Genomic DNA, 15,884 nt, shown 5'->3' with positions numbered 1-15,884 from the left:
TTATCTATTACCTCTCCCCTTATTGAGCAAGGTCTTTGGGGCTAATTTTTTTCGTGCCGATTTTATATGCCGCGAAGTACAAGAAAGCGATAAAACCGCCACCGCCAATCACATTGCCTAAATAAACGGGAATCACATTTAACCAAAAATCTGTCCAAGTCACACCGCCAGCTAAAATCCCAGCAGGAATAATAAACATATTGGCCACAACGTGCTGGAAACCAGACATAACAAAGCCCATAATTGGCAACCAAATCCCAACAATTTTACCGATCATGTCTTTAGAAGCAAAATTAAGATAAACCCCTGTTGAAACTAAAATATTACACGCAATTCCTGATAAGAAGGCTTGTAATATCGTGTCTTTGGTCCGACCACGAGCCACTAAAATCGTTCGTTCTAGAAAGTCACCTTCTAAAGCACCTGTCAAATAACCAAAAAAGTAAGCCACAAAAAAGGCGCCAATAAAATTGAACAGGGTGACAATTATCATATTCCGCAGCCACTCTTTGGCAGTGATTTTTTTAGCAAACAAAGCCATTGAGACGACCATCATATTACCCGTGACTAATTCACCACCTGCTAATAACAGACATATCAAACCGAAAGGAAAGACACACGCACCGATTAAGAGGACCAAGCTACCCCATTCAGCTGGCATCGTGCCCATGGCTCGAATAAAAGCAATACCTGCCAAGCCGATAAACATGCCCGCTGCAAATCCTAAAACACTGAGGGTTAGAAAACTAGCCTTGGCTTTTTCTACCCCTTTTTGGATGGTCACATCGACAATTTCTGGTGGACTATATACTCCCATTTACTTCTCTCCATTTCTCTTTAGAACTATTGTCATCTTTTAGTCTCATAAAAGCTTTTTCTAGGCCAATAGCCTTAAATGTTTCTGCCAATAATGAGGGTGTTTCTGGATAATCATCTAAATAAATAATTTCATGCCATTGATGTTCACTCAAATAACGCCTTGAAACCTCATCAAATCGCTGATCTCTGGGCCCCACTTCCATCGCCCAAACATCGGCCCCTTTGGCCGTATAGGCGCTGATGGTTTGCCAATCAATCGGACCTTGGCCTACAAGTAATAGCTTTCTACCAAAATAAGGCAGACGTTCAAACCACGAAGACTTTTGGCGATGTTTCACAACTTGGCCTACAATAATCATGGCCGGGTTAGAAATTTCCTTTTCCAGGATGGTCCCTAAAGTACCAATGACCACCCTTTGACGGCCATAACTTCCCCAAGTGATGACCGCTATTGGGGTGTCACCAGTTTGTCCCACCGCCATTAGATTTTGACAAATCGTTGGTAAATTAGCAACCCCCATGTAAAAAGCTAAGGTGCCACCAGTTGCTAGTTGACTAACATCTATGGGACTATCCTTTTGACCATGGGCTGTTGCCAATGTCACATGACGGCACAACTCGCGATCAGTCAAAGGAATCCCCGCGTATATGCTGGCAACTGAAGCCGCCGTCACACCAGGAATTACTTCGTAGTCAATCCCGGCACGCTCCAAGGCTACCATCTCTTCAGCTACCCGACCAAAAATCGCCGGATCTCCGCCTTTTAAGCGGACAACTTGTTGACCTATCATGGCTTGCTGAATCAACTCCGCTTCAATTTGACTTTGAGACAAACGGTGATCCGTTGGCAGCTTACCACAGTATATAAAACTGGCCTCTTTCTTAGCTAAAAATAGAAACAAAGGGTTGACTAAACGGTCATAAATAATGACATCTGCCATCGCTAACAGCCGTGCCCCTTTTAATGTTAACAACTCGATGTCCCCAGTTCCACCACCAAGTAGATAAACCTTGCCAGTTTCAGGCCCAGACATAAACATCGCCATCCTCAACACTGGTTCGATAAACCTTGACACAGCCCTCATCTGGCGCTTGAACTTGGCCATCAGTTAAGGATACTTTGTAATTATGAAGAGGACAAAAAACAAAATCACCTGCCACTGTTCCCTCAGCTAAAGGACCGTTCTCATGAGGACAACGATTCCCAACCGCTTTGACTTGATTATCTTCCAGTCTGAACAAAGCGATTTCTTGTTGATTGATTTGAACTTCTCTGCCAATGTTAAGAGGCAATTGATCAAGGGTTGTAATAAACTGTTTGGTTGTTTCCATCTTCTACACTCTTTCTACCGCGTATAATTCGGCTACTTTTTCTTTTGATGCCACGACGTCTTCCCATGGATTAACTTGCTTTCCTGCCATGGCTTCCGCTAACTCTTGATTTAATACTTTTTGAGTGTCTTTATTTAAAAGAACCTCACTGACTTGCTCAAAGCCTAAACGTTCCAACCAAGGTGCGGTTCGTTCAGCATAAATCCCTGTTTCTCGGTAATACTGTAACATAGCGCCACAAAGTTCAATGACCTCTTCTTCAGTGGCACAGGTCGTCAATAACCGACCTTCGACGACTTCTGTTCCACCATTACCGCCGATGTAAATTTGAAAGCCATTTTCAACGCCAATCACACCGAAATCTTTAACTCCAGACTCAACACAACTACGAGGACAGGCTGAGACGCCAATTTTAAATTTATGAGGCGTATCGATGAACTCAAATTTTGTTTCAAGCTTAATACCTAAGCCCATGGAATCTTGAGTTCCAAAGCGACAAAAATTTTTGCCAACACAGGTTTTAACCGAACGAAAGGCCTTGGCATAGGCAGAAGCCGACGTCATCTCTAACTCTTCCCAAATTTTTGGCATGTCTTCCTTCGATACGCCGTACATCCCAATCCGCTGACTACCTGTAATCTTTAAAAGTGGCACCTGATATTTTTCAGCAACTTGAGCAATCTTAATCAATTGCTGGGGACTCGTCTTGCCGCCGCGAACTCTTGGAATTACCGAATAGGTACCATCTTTTTGAATATTGCCATGCATCCGTTCGTTGACATAACGGGAGGCTTTTTCATCAGCGTGTTCTTGAGGGTAAATCATGTTTAAATAATAATTGATCGCTGGGTGACATTTCGGACAACCATCTAAATTACTAAAATTCAAGGCATGCCGCACTTCCTTAATTGTTTTCAAGCCCTTTTGCCGAATGCTGATCACCAATTGGTCTCGGGTTAAGGTGGTACATTCACAAATCCCGACTGGGCCCGCTGCCTCAAACTGATCGCCTAACGTATAAGCGAGAACATCTCCCACCAGCCCCTTGCACTTACCGCAGGAATTTCCCGCTTTAGTCCGGGAGGTGACTTCAGCAACTGATGTCAAGCCATGTTCATGAATCGCCTCAACAATCTTGCCTTTCGTCACACCATTACAGCCACAGATCATCTCATCATCTGGCATCTCTGCCACATTCCCACTCGTTTCGTCTGCCCCACTATAGAGCAATGACACCATTTTGAAGTCTTCTAAAGACTGCTCCTTTTTTAAAATATTGTAGTAGCGATTGCCTTCACTCGTATCGCCATAAAGAACGACACCTTCAAGTTTGCCATTTTTGACAAAGATTTTTTTATAGGCATTAGCAATACCATCAAAGCTCTCAACCCCTTTGACCTCTTCATCTTCACTAATATTACCTGCAGAAAATAGGTCGCAACCGGAAACTTTTAATTGAGTGAACATCTTACTGCCCTCATAAGGTTCAGTCTCACGGTTAGTTAACAAATCTGCCAAGACTTTCCCTTGCTCGTATAAAGGTGCCACTAAACCATAAGCGATCCCTCGATGCTCACAACACTCACCAACAGCATAAATATCCTTGAGATTAGTTTGCAGATAATCGTTAACCACAAAACCACGATTGGTTTTCAATTCTGTCCCTTGCGCCAAGCTAATTTCCGGTTTGATGCCAATCGACATCACCACTAAATCTGCTTCAAGGCTTGTGCCATCACTAAATTCCAAACCACTCACTCGCTGACGTCCCACGATTTTTGCGGTCGCTTTACCAATCGCAAACTTTAAGCCCTGAGCCTCAAGATCTTTTTGTAGGAGTTCCCCTGCTTTCCGATCTAATTGGGTTTCCATTAACCACTCCGCAAGATGGACGACGGTCACATCCATCCCTTGATCATGCAAGCCTTTGGCCGCTTCTAACCCCAATAGTCCACCACCGATAACCGCTGCTTTCTGATATTTATTAGCTGCAGCTAACATTTCTGCCGTGTCGTCAATCGTTCTAAAGCCCAGCACTCCCGGTAATTGACTGCCTTCAACGGGTAAGATAAAGGCTCGTGAGCCCGTCGCTAAAATTAATTTATCGTAAGAAAATACCCGACCATCTGCCGTTACAACTTGCTTATCAGCCACTTCGATGCGACTGACTGGATTATGATTAATTAACGTCACTCGATTGGCTTGATACCAATCGTAATCGTTGGTAATAATCTCCGCTGTGGTCATTTTCTTTTGCAAGATATTGGATAACATGATCCTGTTGTAATTCGGATAATTTTCTTCACCGATGACCATCATGTCATATAAATCAGGCTCTCTATCGATAATTTCTTCTAGCGTCCGAATCCCCGCCATACCATTGCCAATCATGACTAATTTTTCTTTACTCATGGTAACCTCCTAATGTGAATTATTGAGCATTCATTGACAGTTTAACAGGTATTACCTGAAGCGCCTATTAGGGAAAGTCCTATATCAACAAAACCACAATAAATGAAACCTTATAGCACTCTTTACTTTTTATTGTTGATCACCTAGTGAACTCTCACAACAAATGATTATTCAGACGTCATAAAACAGGTCGAGTCATTATTTGACTCGACCTACTATTTAGATCAAAGGACCTATTATTTTAGCTAATTGGTTTTTTAACGCTTTCGCTTGGGCTGGATCCGTTCCCTTAGATGAGATAGCCACAACCAATTGATCCGTCTCAAGGGTCGCCATATTATAAAAATCCGAGCGCTCTTTCATCGTGCAATCGTTCACTAATTGCCCCTCTTGACAATCAGCTACAACGCTACTATTGACTGTCGGTTGATCCGTACAGATGAAAACCATAAATTTCCCGGCAACATCCCCTCGGTCATAAGGGCGCCACAACACTTCCAGCTCCTTTTGTTCTACGATTTCTGGACAAATCTCGGGAGCAACGACCGTAATCATCGCCCCTTTCCCAACTAGTCCTTGAATTTTACGGTTGGCAATTTTGCCACCACCAACAACTAAAATATTCCGTTGTTCTAAAGAAAGATAAATCGGATAGTTAACCATCGACTAACTCCTCCTCGATTAAACGTAAAATCCCTGGGACCATCTTTCGATTCAAATTAAGTGTCTCACTGAAATAAATTTGACTCGCAGAAGCCTCTGCTAGTTCTCTTAGCTGGGCCTCTAACTTCGTCACCAAATGACCATCAAACAAGAAAAAAGGCACAACCAATAGGTCACTCGTCGTTTCCAGCAGTGACTTCGCTTTTTCTAAATAACTTTCTTGACCATACAAACCTGCCGTTACTACCCTTAATTCACTAGCTTGTGCCAATTTTTCGCCAATCTGACGAAGCCGTTCAAAAGGTTCTGAATAAAAACTGCTACCATGGGCCACTAAAAAGACGACAGGTGCCATTAACTTTTTTTCACGTTGCTTTTGGAGAATGGCCTCTAGTAGTACGCCTGTCACTTCTGGTTCCTGAGCAAACGTCTCACAAATCCGCAAATCAACCTCTGGAAAGCTCTGAAGAACAACTGCTAACTGTTCAGGGATATCCTCTTTTTTGTGCATTGCTGAAAACAACAATAATGGCACCACAACCAATTGAGTGACACCACTTTGAATCATTTTTTTCGCCACACTCTCTAAACTATCTGGATGTTTCTCTAAAAAAGCCAATGCTTGTTCCTCTGAACGTTCAGCCTTTATAGCGTTGTAAAACTCTCTCATCTTCTGATTTTTCCCTGTTTTTTGACTTCCGTGAGCCACATAAATAATCCCCCGCAACACAAACCCCTCCTCCAACTGCTATTTTCGACTATTATACACGAAAAAAAAGCTCTCGCAAGAAAAAGCAAGAACTCAATGCTTATTATTAGAGAGATACACATCATGTTACATAATCAGACCTCAAGAGTGGCACTTTCAGCTTTTTTCTAGCTGGAAGTTTATAGGAACTATATCGCTATAAGTCAATAATTTTTTCTTTTACCGCGTACCGAATCAATTCGACTCGATTGGCTAACGCCAATTTTTTCATAATATTCGCCTTGTGAACTTCCACTGTTTTAACTGAAATAAACAGCCGTTCAGCAATTTCTCGATTGGCATAACCAAGGGCCACTAAAGGCAATACTTCTTGCTCTCGATTTGATAATTGCTGGTAACTCGTTTCAGTCACTGGTCGATTGCCTGAGAGCTGGCTTAAAAGATGGTCTTGCATGGGAATTTGTTGGTCAAGGTAATACTGTTGCTGGACCCCACGAATTCCTTTAATAATTTCCTGATCATCTGAACTTTTGAGCACATACCCGTCAGCCCCAGCTTTGATGGCTTGAAGCACATAATCTTCATCATCGTGCATCGAAAGAATCACAACTTTAACTGTCGGAAACTTCTCCTTAATACGCTTAGTCGTCACCAATCCATTTTCACCAGGGGGCATGCTTAAATCCATCACCACCACATCGGGCTCTTTAGCTTCCACTTCAATATAAGCTTCAATCCCATCCGCTACAGTCCCAACTACTTCCATATCCGGTTGATCATTAATCAAATACGATAAGCCTTTTCTGACAACAACGTGATCATCTGCTACCAATACTCGAATCATCCTAAGCCTCCTCCTATTATTGGAACCATCGCTTTGACAACCGTTCCATCCTCAGTTGATTGGATGGTCAATTGGCCCCCAATCCCTTGAACTCTTTCTGCCATATGTAGTAAGCCCATTCCAGTTCCTTGAATCGTCGGTGAATCCGTTTGAAACCCAATCCCTTGGTCGATGACTTCTAAGACTAACCGCTCGTCTCTCTCGACTAAAAGCACATCGATAATTTCGACTTTGGCATACTTAATGGCATTCATCAGCGCTTCCTGTAAAACTCGAAAAAGAGTGATCTCCACCGCTTCTGAGAAGCGTGACCGCTTTAGAGAACTAATCACATGGATCTCGACTCCCGTTGTTTCACCTAAACGAGTGGCTAGACTGGCCATCGCCGACGCTAAGCCTAAGTCATCTAGAGCTGCTGGCCGCAAATCAAGAGCCATGGTTTTGATTTCATCTAAAACCATTACCAACTGTTCTTCAACCTGTTCCAACTTGCGAGCCAATCCGGCTTCCTGTTGATAATCTCGCTTGATTTTACGGGTTTCAAGCAAGCTACTGAAAACACTCTGAGCCAAGCTATCATGGAGATCCTGGGCCATTTTTTTGCGCTCTTTTTCATGAGCGCGACTCACATAAGCGACTAATTTTTTTTGTTGAAACAGACTTTCACTTTTCGTTTGGGGCGTCAAATTGCGAATGCTCAAGACATAGCGTCCTTCTTGCAGCTGGGTATAACTGGCACTAAAACTTTCTTGACCACCGGCTTTATTGCCTAGTACTAAGCTGAAAGCTCTCGGATCAAAGGTCGCCTTGACTTCACAATTTTGACACTGATCCATTACCGAATGCAAGGCACAGCCCTGAGCTTCGCAAACCTCCAAAACTTTTTTTAGATCAAAGTGCTGACTTCTCAACAAAGCATCCGCCGCAGGGTTTGTCTCGATCAATTTCCCTTGTTCGATAATAAAAAAACTATCACTGATTTGACCTAAAATATCATTCATCACTCTCACCTAACCAATCGCACCAAGCGTCAGCCACGCCGACTAAATACTCCCCTAATGCCGGTGTCAGTTGATTCACCGAACGATAGCCAACTAATAAAACGGCTAACATTTCATCCTCTTTCATCACCGGTTGGACGACGACGCTTTTAAGGTCTTCAGCAATTGCAATCGGATATTCCAACAACTCCTCGGCTGTTTTCACTTCCAAATGGTACTCTTGTAATTGTCGACCCGTCCGCCAAACAATCCCTGCAAAACCATGGCCAATTTGCAACACGATTTTTTGATATCGCTGACTTGTATTGCCACTCACATAATGCCATCTAATTTCTTTCTTGTGACTACTAGGTTGCTTTGTCGACAGTGCCAACCCAACAAAGTCAACGGCTAAGGTCACCCTTAGCTGATCTATTTCATTTTGTATTCGTTTATTTTTCCCCTTCACTCAGACTACTCCTTTTCCCTAATTATCATTTTTTCCCACTTACCCCTTGCCTCTGTTCATTTTTTCACTTACTCTAATAATAGTATTAAACTATCATAAAGAGGTGAGAATGTGTTACAACCGCCCAGAGAATTTTCCCAGAGAAAAATTGTGTTGATAATCACAACAACCGTTTTCTCTTTTTCAGCCATGACTAATGCCTTTTATTTAATGGGCCTTGCCGCCCTACCTTGGTATTTATTAACTGCTATTTGTTTTTTTATTCCTTACGCCTTCATTATAGCAGAATACAGCTACGCCTATAAAGACAAACCTGCAGGCATTAACGATTGGTTGAAAGATAACCTCTCAGAAAACGTAGCCACAATCGCTACCTTCTTGTGGTACTGCAGCTATAGCGTTTGGCTGGTCAGTTTGTCGATGAAAATCTGGATTCCCTTTTCGATTCTTTTATTTGGCAGAGACCTAACTCAAAGCACACTCGCCACGGGACTCAACAGTCGCTTATTTGTCGGTATATTATCAATTGGCCTCATTTGCTTCTTAACCTGGCTAGCAAGCAGTAGTTTTACCAAAGTGGCCACCATGATGATCATTAGCGGTAAACTAATTTTAATGCTGTTTATCATCACTGTTGCCAGTCAACTTCTGTTACTTTTAGCTCCCTCTACTACGGTTGTCATTGAAGCCAAACAATTAATTCAGTCGCCTAACCCTGATTATCAATCACTGATTGGCAATCTTTCTTTTTTTATTTTTAGTATCACGGCTTTTGGTGGTTTAGACACGGTGGCCAGTCTTGTCGATAAACTTTCAGGAAAAACCAATCGCTTTTCTCGTGGAATCGTCATCAGTGCCTTTTTAGTCGTCGCCCTGTACTTTCTGGGGATTTTATTATGGTCCATTAGTATCCCTTGGTCTACCGCGCTTAAGGATCAACAACTCAACCTAGGCAATGTCATGTACACATTGATGCTTAACTTAGGTAGCCAAGTTGGCCAAGTCTTGCATCTAAGCCTTGCTAATAGCCGACTTTTAGGGCAACTATTTCTGCGTTTAAACGGCCTGGTCTTTTTTATTACTTATTTGGGATTATTGAGTACGATTATTTACACTCCATTAAAAACCTTGTATCATAGCCTAGCTAGCAAAACCACAGTTCCTAAAGCAGCCTATTGGTGGCAGGCAACAATTATTAGTCTATTGATATTATTCGTCAGTCTTGGAGGAAAAAATGTTAGTCAACTGTACAATCAATTAACGCTCATGACCAATCTTTCCCGTTCCATTCCTTATTTGATGATCGCCTTGAGCTTTGGCCACTTCCACAAAGGCCAAACCGAGATTCGTTATTTGAAGACTTCTCTCAGCGCTAAAGTCGCCTCCTTTAGTGTGATTATCAGCATCTCCATCGGCATTCTTTTTACCCTTGCTAAACCACTCTTAGCAGGTGAATACTTGACAGTCTTTTTCTTAATTTTAGGTCCGTTGCTGTTTACCACTCTCGCTTTGCTGATTCTACGCTTTCAGCAGGTTTCTAACAAATAAACGGAATCTCCTTCACGAGACGATTCCGTTTATCAATTAGTTGAACGACCACCATTAAGTCAGCCGTGACTTGATAGATATCTAGTTGCGTTAATGCTATCTACATTTCTTAAACCCATTCGACTATATAATCCCGCTAAATTATCCGCATAATCACTACCAGAGAGTAGGACTTTCAGCCTCTTTCTCATTGAAAACCTAACGTTTGATTGTGATTAATTAACAAGTGCTGCCCACTATGGAGTTGAACCAAAAAGCAATTACTTAGACACTCATTGACAAAAATTAACCGCAACCTAGTCTCAAGGGTGAGTTAAAATTCAGTCTTAAGGTGGATACTAAAGAAGCGCGCGGATGCTATTATAAATATATAGAAAACAAGCACAGAGATGGAGGTCGAAAGACATGGAGAAAAATTCAACATTAACAACAGTTTTAACAATTGTCGGTTTTATCGTCGTAGCATCACTTTTAATGAAAGTATTAGGTGGCATTTTAGGCTTTGCCTTACACATCCTGATTCCAATGGCCATCGTTGTCTGGCTCGTTCGCTTCATCTTTGGTGATCGCAAACAAAAACAATACTATCGTTAACTATAACGTTACGCCTAACGTAACGCTTATATATACTAAGAATGATTTCCCCCGAAATTTTTCTAGCAAAAAAGTCTTTCAAACGTAGTTTCTACGTAAGAAAGACTTTTTGTTTTAGCCTAAAGCAACATCCAACACCATCATGATGATAAAGCCGACCATCACACCAAAAACGCCGTAATGATTTTTACTGGAAGTTGTCTGCTGGGCTTCTGGAATTAATTCTTCCACAACCACATAAATCATCGCCCCCGCTGCAAACGCTAGAGCATAAGGCAAAACGGATGACACTCTCGTCACAAGCAACGCTCCTAAGACTCCAGCAATCGGCTCAACAATACCTGAGGCCTGACCATAGGCAAATGCTTTGGCTCGGCTCAGCCCTTCTTGTCTCAGAGGAATTGAAACGGCCGCCCCTTCTGGAAAGTTTTGAATGCCAATCCCAATCGCAACAGAGATCGCTGCCAACACACCAGCAGTTGGATTGGCCATCTGATTAGCAGCACCAAAGGCGACCCCGACTGCCAATCCTTCTGGTATATTGTGGAGCGTTATCGAAAAAACCAGTAAAATGGTTCGTTTTAAATGACTGGGCAAGCCCTCTGTTTCTTTATTGGGCCCAAAATGCATATGAGGAATTAAGCGATCGGCCGCGTATAAAAATAAGCCGCCTAAGGCAAAACCAATCCCAGCCACAAGCCAAGGGATATCGCCATTTGCTTTCGCCTGCTCAATAGCAGGATCAAGGAGCGACCAAAAACTTGCCGCAATCATCACCCCAGAAGCAAAACCAAGCATCACATTTAAGACATCTTTTTTAATATCCTTAAAGAAAAAAACTAAAGCCGCACCTAAAGCCGTCATCCCGTATGTAAAAAGCGTCCCTACTAGTGCTTGTTGCCAAGCAGCCAAACTCAGTAACCAGTTAATCATCTACAGCCCTCCGTCCAATAATCTTCATACGTTCATTTTATCACACGTTTCAAAGACAGCCAAGTTTTTATAGGGGAAATTAATAAGTTTTTTAGGCGAGCTTAAAAAAATTATTTTACAACTATGCTGAATGGCTCTGATGAAAACAGCACTATGAGCTATTTTGCTAATTGTCTGCCATCACCAAAAAAACTACAATCAAAGTGATTGTAGTAGTGGATGTTGAGTCTCTCTGTTTAAGCTTGAAAACGTGCTACTTGCCCTTTTAAAACACCTTTATTGCCAAGTCCATACATTAACCCTACTTGAATTGGCAAGAGGATCAATGATTTTCCTATTCTAAATGGAATTTGAGCAAGAACGCCCGGTCCCATCATTAAATAGAGCCAAAACGTATTCATGATCATGTCAATCAGAATCATCACAACCAGATTGGCGATTAATACTCGTTGCCAGGTCATCTCTTTTTTATAAAAGAACCACCCATAGATCGCTCCTGATAAAAAAGCCGATACTGAAAAACCTGGAAAATACCCGCCACCAACTGAAGGAAACAAGGTAATCCCAATAAAATCTGACAATGTCGAGCCTACTCCTGTTAAAAGTGGGCCAAATGTCATGGCCATAATCGTCGTGGGAATAAACGAAAAGCCAATTCTAACAAAGGGTGTCTGGATTACCAGAAACCTCGTTAAAATCAGCTGCATAGCCATTAGTACGCCCATTAAGGCGATTCCCTTGGTGTTGATTTTTTGTTTGTTCATCCTGCGCATCTCCTAATAGAGTTGCTACAAAAAAACTGCAGCGAATGCGAAAATAAAACCGCGAACTAAAAGTTCTTCGTCCGAAAGGCAACATCCCATCCTTCCAACACTTAACGCTTTATTTCCTACTCTGTTTATTTTGGTATTTCTACCGCTTTTAATATAGCACACTTACGCCTATTTAACTATGGAGATGCCTCATTTTCTAGTAAGAACTTAGGGGTTTATCCAATTCTTCCTTTACAATTTCCCGAAAATCAAGAAATCCGGCGGCCAAGCCTCTAATTAAGGCCTCTGCTGTGCCAACATTGGTCGCTAAGGGCACTTCATAGACATCACTTAGCCGAATCAGCGCATTCACATCTGGTTCATGGGGTTGCGATGCTAGTGGATCTCTTAAAAAAATAATTAAATCCATTTTATTTTCAGAAATCAACGCCCCGATCTGTTGATCTCCTCCAAGGGGCCCTGATTTAAAACAGTGAACGTCTAATCCCGTCGCCTCCATGATTCGATGACCTGTCGTTCCAGTAGCGTATAACGTATGACTTTTTAAAATTCGTTTATAGGCCGTTGTCAAATTGACCATTGTTTTTTTCTTTCGATCATGTGCAATTAACGCAATATTCACTCCCATACCCTCTTTCCCTTAGATCACTTATTGGCACAAGCTACGGCCAATGTGATCATTTTTAAGTCTATTGTAGCATAATTTTACAGTTAGCTGTTTGTCAGTCTACTTTTTCGCAAATGAGGGCTAGCGGTTTCCTCGCCTTGAACAGCTGCTCAATCTGTGATAAATTTAGGCTAAACACTATCTGATAGGAGAGAGGCTCATGGAATCCTTAGCTCAAAAAACTGAAATAAAATTGTTGGCCTACATCAAGGATCACCAGTTAATGCCGGGAGATCGTTTACCGGGCGAGCCCCAACTAGCAAAAACACTTCACGTTGGCCGAAGCACCTTACGAGAGGTAATCCGTGCCCTCAGCGCTAAAAAAGTTCTAGAAGTAAAGCGCGGCGCTGGAACCTTTATACTCAGTAAGGATATCTACGGCGATGATCCCCTTGGCTTTGCAACCGTCAAAGACCGCATTCAACTGACTAAAAATTTAGTCGACATTCGCTATTTACTAGAACCGACAATGGCCTCACTGGCCGCCCAAAAAGCATCTCCAGCAGAAATAGACACCTTACAAAGACTCCATCTGGCGATTAATCAGTTGATCAAAGAAGGAAATGAAGCCCATTTAACACTGGATAAAGAATTTCATTTGACCATTGCAGCCGCCAGCAAAAACGTCGCCTTGTTGCGTTTAATTCCCGTCATTAATAATTCCATCGACCTTTACGGCGAATTCACCGCTAAAAGAGAAATCAATAACACAGGCCGTCATCACCAGGACATTCTTCAAGCCATCACTGAAGGGGACAGTCAAGGGGCCTACGACGCCATGTTGATTCATATGGCCCATAACCGCGAACGATTAAATCGTTATTTAGTCGATCTGGAAAACACGACCAAGGGGGAACGACATGACAACCAGTCAAACACTCAGTGATTTAATCAGCGATGCCATTTTGTCCTATATTGAAGACGCTCACTTGGAAGTTGGCGATGCACTGCCTAGCGAATTCGAACTAGCCCAACAGTTAAAAGTTGGCAGAAGTACGATTAGAGAGGCCATTAAATACTTAGAATCCTTAAACGTGGTGGAAGTCCGACAAGGGGCTGGGACTTTTATTCGCCATAAAACGATTCAAACGACAGATCCCTTAGGATTAGGCTTAATGGCCAACCACTATAAATTAGCCCTTGATTTACTTGACGTTCGCTTCCTACTGGAACCAACGGTTATCGCTCTCGCCGTGGAACATGCGACCACTCAAGAACTAGCTTCTGTGACTCAGTTGATAAACCAGCTACCAGCTAAGCTAGAAGCAGATACGGAGCTTTTTTTGGACAGCTATAAAGATATGTTGGTGTCATTTATCCAACTCTGCGGCAACGAGGCCTACAACAATCTGCTTTTCATTTTCCAAGAATCCATCCAATTAAATCATCGCTACTTGACATTGGAGGACTATCAAGAGCTGCTAAGAGCTCACAGTCAACTGGCTTTAGCTGTTGAACGCCAAGAAGCCATCGAAGCGGCTAACAGTGTCAAACTCGCCTTAACAACTATTCGACGGGTATTACGAAAACAAGCTCCAACCCCAAGCTAGGCCTAGTTTTTCTAGGTCTTTTTTTTATGTTAACCCAATTCATCAGACAAGTTATTTCACTAAAAAATGGAGAACCTAGTAAAACATGAATTAAATAACTGAATAAACCGTCATTTGTTTTTTTATTTTAATCTATTGACAAGTCGTCAGACATGTTTTATGATTTAGACATCAGACATGTCGCTCTAGATTCACCCCAGGGGAGAGAACTCGTTCTGATGCTGTTAATGAAACCGATATCTTAATCAGGTATCAGCAAAAAAGAATGGGAGTGGTATGAATGAACAAACCAAGCGCGATGGATCGGATGGTCGACGTTTTAGGCAGATTTGCAAACAAGGTCAATAGTTATCGCTATATCATGGTCATTAAAAATGCCTTTGCAGCTTTAATCCCGGTCATTATCACAGGGGCTTTTGCAACACTGTTTTCCGCAATGATTTTTGATGACGTTAACGGACTGGCCCAAATTGACGCCTTATCCTTTTTGGTTACCTTAAAACCGATTGCCGTCTCAGTGAACTACGTAACCCTTAGTTTCTTAACCATTTACGCGGTTTTTCTAATTGGCATCGAACTGGCCAAGTTAAACGGGATTTCCAGTTTCTTTCCGGGAATCGTGGCCGTCATGTCTTATCTCTCTGTCAACCCGACAACGTTTGAAGTGATTAACGAGGATGTCTCTGTGATCGCCGAAAATGTTTTGGCAAAACAGTACACCGATACCAAGGGCCTTTTCTTGGGAATGTTTGTGGCCATCGCCTCGATCGAGTTGTACTCCTGGCTAGGCCGCCAAGACCGTTTAAAAATCAAGATGCCCGATACGGTCCCTGCCAATGTTTCAAACAGTTTTTCCGCTTTAATTCCCACCGTTTTAACGGTGACCTCTGTGGCCTTATGTGGCTTTCTAATCAAAGCCATCACTGGCATGTACGCTTATGATATTATCTATAATATTGTTCAAAAGCCGTTGGAAAGTGTGATTCAAGGGTTACCAGGTATTCTATTATTAGTCTTTGTCGCTCAAATCTTCTGGGTCATCGGAATCCACGGCAATCAGATGATTAAGCCGATCAGAGAACCCCTATTGCTGGCTTCCATTGCCGTCAATACCGAAGCCTTTAATGCGGGAAAAGAAGTGCCAAATATCATTACCATGCCCTTTTGGGATATGTATATGAGCATTGGTGGTTCGGGCGTGACCATTGGATTGTTAATCTCCATTTTATTGGTCAGTAAACGGGATGATTTAAAAGAAATCACCAAACTTTCCTTGGCTCCTGGTATTTTCAACATTAACGAACCAGTTATTTTCGGCATGCCCATCATGTTAAACCCGATCTTGGCCATTCCGTTTATTATCACACCATTGATCACGGGTACAATTGGCTATATCGCCACCTATTTTGGTTTTGCTGCCAAAGCCGTCGTCATGATTCCTTGGCCAACACCGCCGATCATCTCAGCTTATCTAGCAACAGCCGGTGATATTGGCGCGGTCATCACACAACTTATTTGTATCGCCGTCTCCATCCTGATTTATCTGCCTTTTGTCAAGGTAGCGAACAAACAGCAACTTGCTGCATAGAAA

The 15,884-nt window shown here is 42.3% G+C and carries 17 protein-coding genes and 1 riboswitch; of the genes, 5 read left to right on the top strand and 12 right to left on the bottom strand.

The window, feature by feature from the left end; translation table 11 throughout:
• Nucleotides 1-19: 19 nt before the first annotated feature.
• The 9 genes from I6N95_RS18440 to I6N95_RS18400 form a co-directional block, all read right to left on the bottom strand.
• Nucleotides 20-817, bottom strand: coding sequence for a formate/nitrite transporter family protein (locus I6N95_RS18440; protein ID WP_209530812.1), 798 nt, complete (start codon nt 815-817; stop codon nt 20-22).
• Complete coding sequence (cobA, locus tag I6N95_RS18435; RefSeq protein WP_209530811.1) at nt 804-1,853, bottom strand: uroporphyrinogen-III C-methyltransferase; 1,050 nt, start codon at nt 1,851-1,853, stop codon at nt 804-806. The genes I6N95_RS18440 and cobA overlap by 14 nt, the downstream gene beginning before the upstream one ends.
• Nucleotides 1,840-2,151: a nitrite reductase small subunit NirD gene (nirD, locus tag I6N95_RS18430; protein WP_209530810.1), complete on the bottom strand. Its 312-nt coding sequence runs from the start codon at nt 2,149-2,151 to the stop codon at nt 1,840-1,842. The genes cobA and nirD overlap by 14 nt, the downstream gene beginning before the upstream one ends.
• Before the next feature lie 3 nt (nt 2,152-2,154).
• The gene (gene nirB / locus I6N95_RS18425) at nt 2,155-4,563 is read right to left on the bottom strand and encodes a nitrite reductase large subunit NirB (RefSeq protein ID WP_209530809.1); all 2,409 of its coding nucleotides are present in this window, start codon (nt 4,561-4,563) and stop codon (nt 2,155-2,157) included.
• Nucleotides 4,564-4,782: 219 nt separating this feature from the next.
• Nucleotides 4,783-5,226 (bottom strand): precorrin-2 dehydrogenase/sirohydrochlorin ferrochelatase family protein, encoded by a 444-nt coding sequence (locus tag I6N95_RS18420; protein ID WP_209530808.1) that lies wholly within the window; start codon nt 5,224-5,226, stop codon nt 4,783-4,785.
• Nucleotides 5,219-5,953 (bottom strand): sirohydrochlorin chelatase, encoded by a 735-nt coding sequence (locus I6N95_RS18415; protein WP_209530805.1) that lies wholly within the window; start codon nt 5,951-5,953, stop codon nt 5,219-5,221. Before I6N95_RS18415 ends, I6N95_RS18420 begins: the two co-directional genes overlap by 8 nt.
• A 178-nt stretch (nt 5,954-6,131) precedes the next feature.
• A complete protein-coding gene (locus I6N95_RS18410) occupies nt 6,132-6,779 on the bottom strand; it encodes a response regulator transcription factor (protein ID WP_209530802.1) in 648 nt (215 codons plus the stop codon).
• A complete protein-coding gene (locus I6N95_RS18405; RefSeq protein ID WP_209530800.1) occupies nt 6,776-7,780 on the bottom strand; it encodes a sensor histidine kinase in 1,005 nt (334 codons plus the stop codon). The genes I6N95_RS18410 and I6N95_RS18405 overlap by 4 nt, the downstream gene beginning before the upstream one ends.
• Nucleotides 7,773-8,228, bottom strand: a complete 456-nt coding sequence (locus I6N95_RS18400) for a GAF domain-containing protein (RefSeq protein WP_209530798.1) — start codon at nt 8,226-8,228, stop codon at nt 7,773-7,775. Before I6N95_RS18400 ends, I6N95_RS18405 begins: the two co-directional genes overlap by 8 nt.
• 111 nt (nt 8,229-8,339) lie before the next feature.
• Between I6N95_RS18400 and yjeM the strand changes: the two genes are divergently transcribed.
• Together yjeM and I6N95_RS18390 are read left to right on the top strand one after the other, a co-directional pair.
• Nucleotides 8,340-9,776, top strand: a complete 1,437-nt coding sequence (gene yjeM, locus I6N95_RS18395; RefSeq protein ID WP_209530796.1) for a glutamate/gamma-aminobutyrate family transporter YjeM — start codon at nt 8,340-8,342, stop codon at nt 9,774-9,776.
• A gap of 405 nt (nt 9,777-10,181) precedes the next feature.
• Complete coding sequence (locus tag I6N95_RS18390) at nt 10,182-10,370, top strand: hypothetical protein (protein WP_209530794.1); 189 nt, start codon at nt 10,182-10,184, stop codon at nt 10,368-10,370.
• A gap of 114 nt (nt 10,371-10,484) precedes the next feature.
• On the opposite strand, the gene I6N95_RS18385 is transcribed toward I6N95_RS18390, so the two are convergent.
• From I6N95_RS18385 to mgsA, 3 genes are all read right to left on the bottom strand, one after another.
• Nucleotides 10,485-11,303 (bottom strand): ZIP family metal transporter, encoded by an 819-nt coding sequence (locus I6N95_RS18385; protein WP_209530792.1) that lies wholly within the window; start codon nt 11,301-11,303, stop codon nt 10,485-10,487.
• A 236-nt stretch (nt 11,304-11,539) separates the two neighbouring features.
• Nucleotides 11,540-12,067 (bottom strand): folate family ECF transporter S component, encoded by a 528-nt coding sequence (locus tag I6N95_RS18380; RefSeq protein WP_245249669.1) that lies wholly within the window; start codon nt 12,065-12,067, stop codon nt 11,540-11,542.
• A 36-nt stretch (nt 12,068-12,103) separates the two neighbouring features.
• A riboswitch (THF riboswitch) is annotated at nt 12,104-12,202 on the bottom strand.
• 70 nt (nt 12,203-12,272) lie between these two features.
• Complete coding sequence (mgsA, locus tag I6N95_RS18375; protein WP_209530780.1) at nt 12,273-12,698, bottom strand: methylglyoxal synthase; 426 nt, start codon at nt 12,696-12,698, stop codon at nt 12,273-12,275.
• Between the two features lie 205 nt (nt 12,699-12,903).
• Here mgsA and I6N95_RS18370 point away from each other — a divergent pair, with 205 nt between their 5' ends.
• From I6N95_RS18370 to I6N95_RS18360, 3 genes are all read left to right on the top strand, one after another.
• Complete coding sequence (locus tag I6N95_RS18370; RefSeq protein ID WP_209530778.1) at nt 12,904-13,629, top strand: FadR/GntR family transcriptional regulator; 726 nt, start codon at nt 12,904-12,906, stop codon at nt 13,627-13,629.
• Nucleotides 13,604-14,293, top strand: coding sequence for a FadR/GntR family transcriptional regulator (locus I6N95_RS18365; protein ID WP_209530776.1), 690 nt, complete (start codon nt 13,604-13,606; stop codon nt 14,291-14,293). Before I6N95_RS18370 ends, I6N95_RS18365 begins: the two co-directional genes overlap by 26 nt.
• 280 nt (nt 14,294-14,573) lie before the next feature.
• Nucleotides 14,574-15,881 carry a PTS sugar transporter subunit IIC gene (locus I6N95_RS18360; RefSeq protein WP_209530774.1) on the top strand — a complete coding sequence of 436 codons (1,308 nt, stop codon included), beginning with the start codon at nt 14,574-14,576 and terminating at the stop codon, nt 15,879-15,881.
• Nucleotides 15,882-15,884 lie beyond the last annotated feature (3 nt).

The organism is Vagococcus allomyrinae (assembly GCF_017829975.1).
Classification (GTDB): domain Bacteria; phylum Bacillota; class Bacilli; order Lactobacillales; family Vagococcaceae; genus Vagococcus_D; species Vagococcus_D allomyrinae.
Note: the sequence above shows the minus strand (reverse complement) of the source record. Positions and strands in the feature narration are given on the sequence as shown.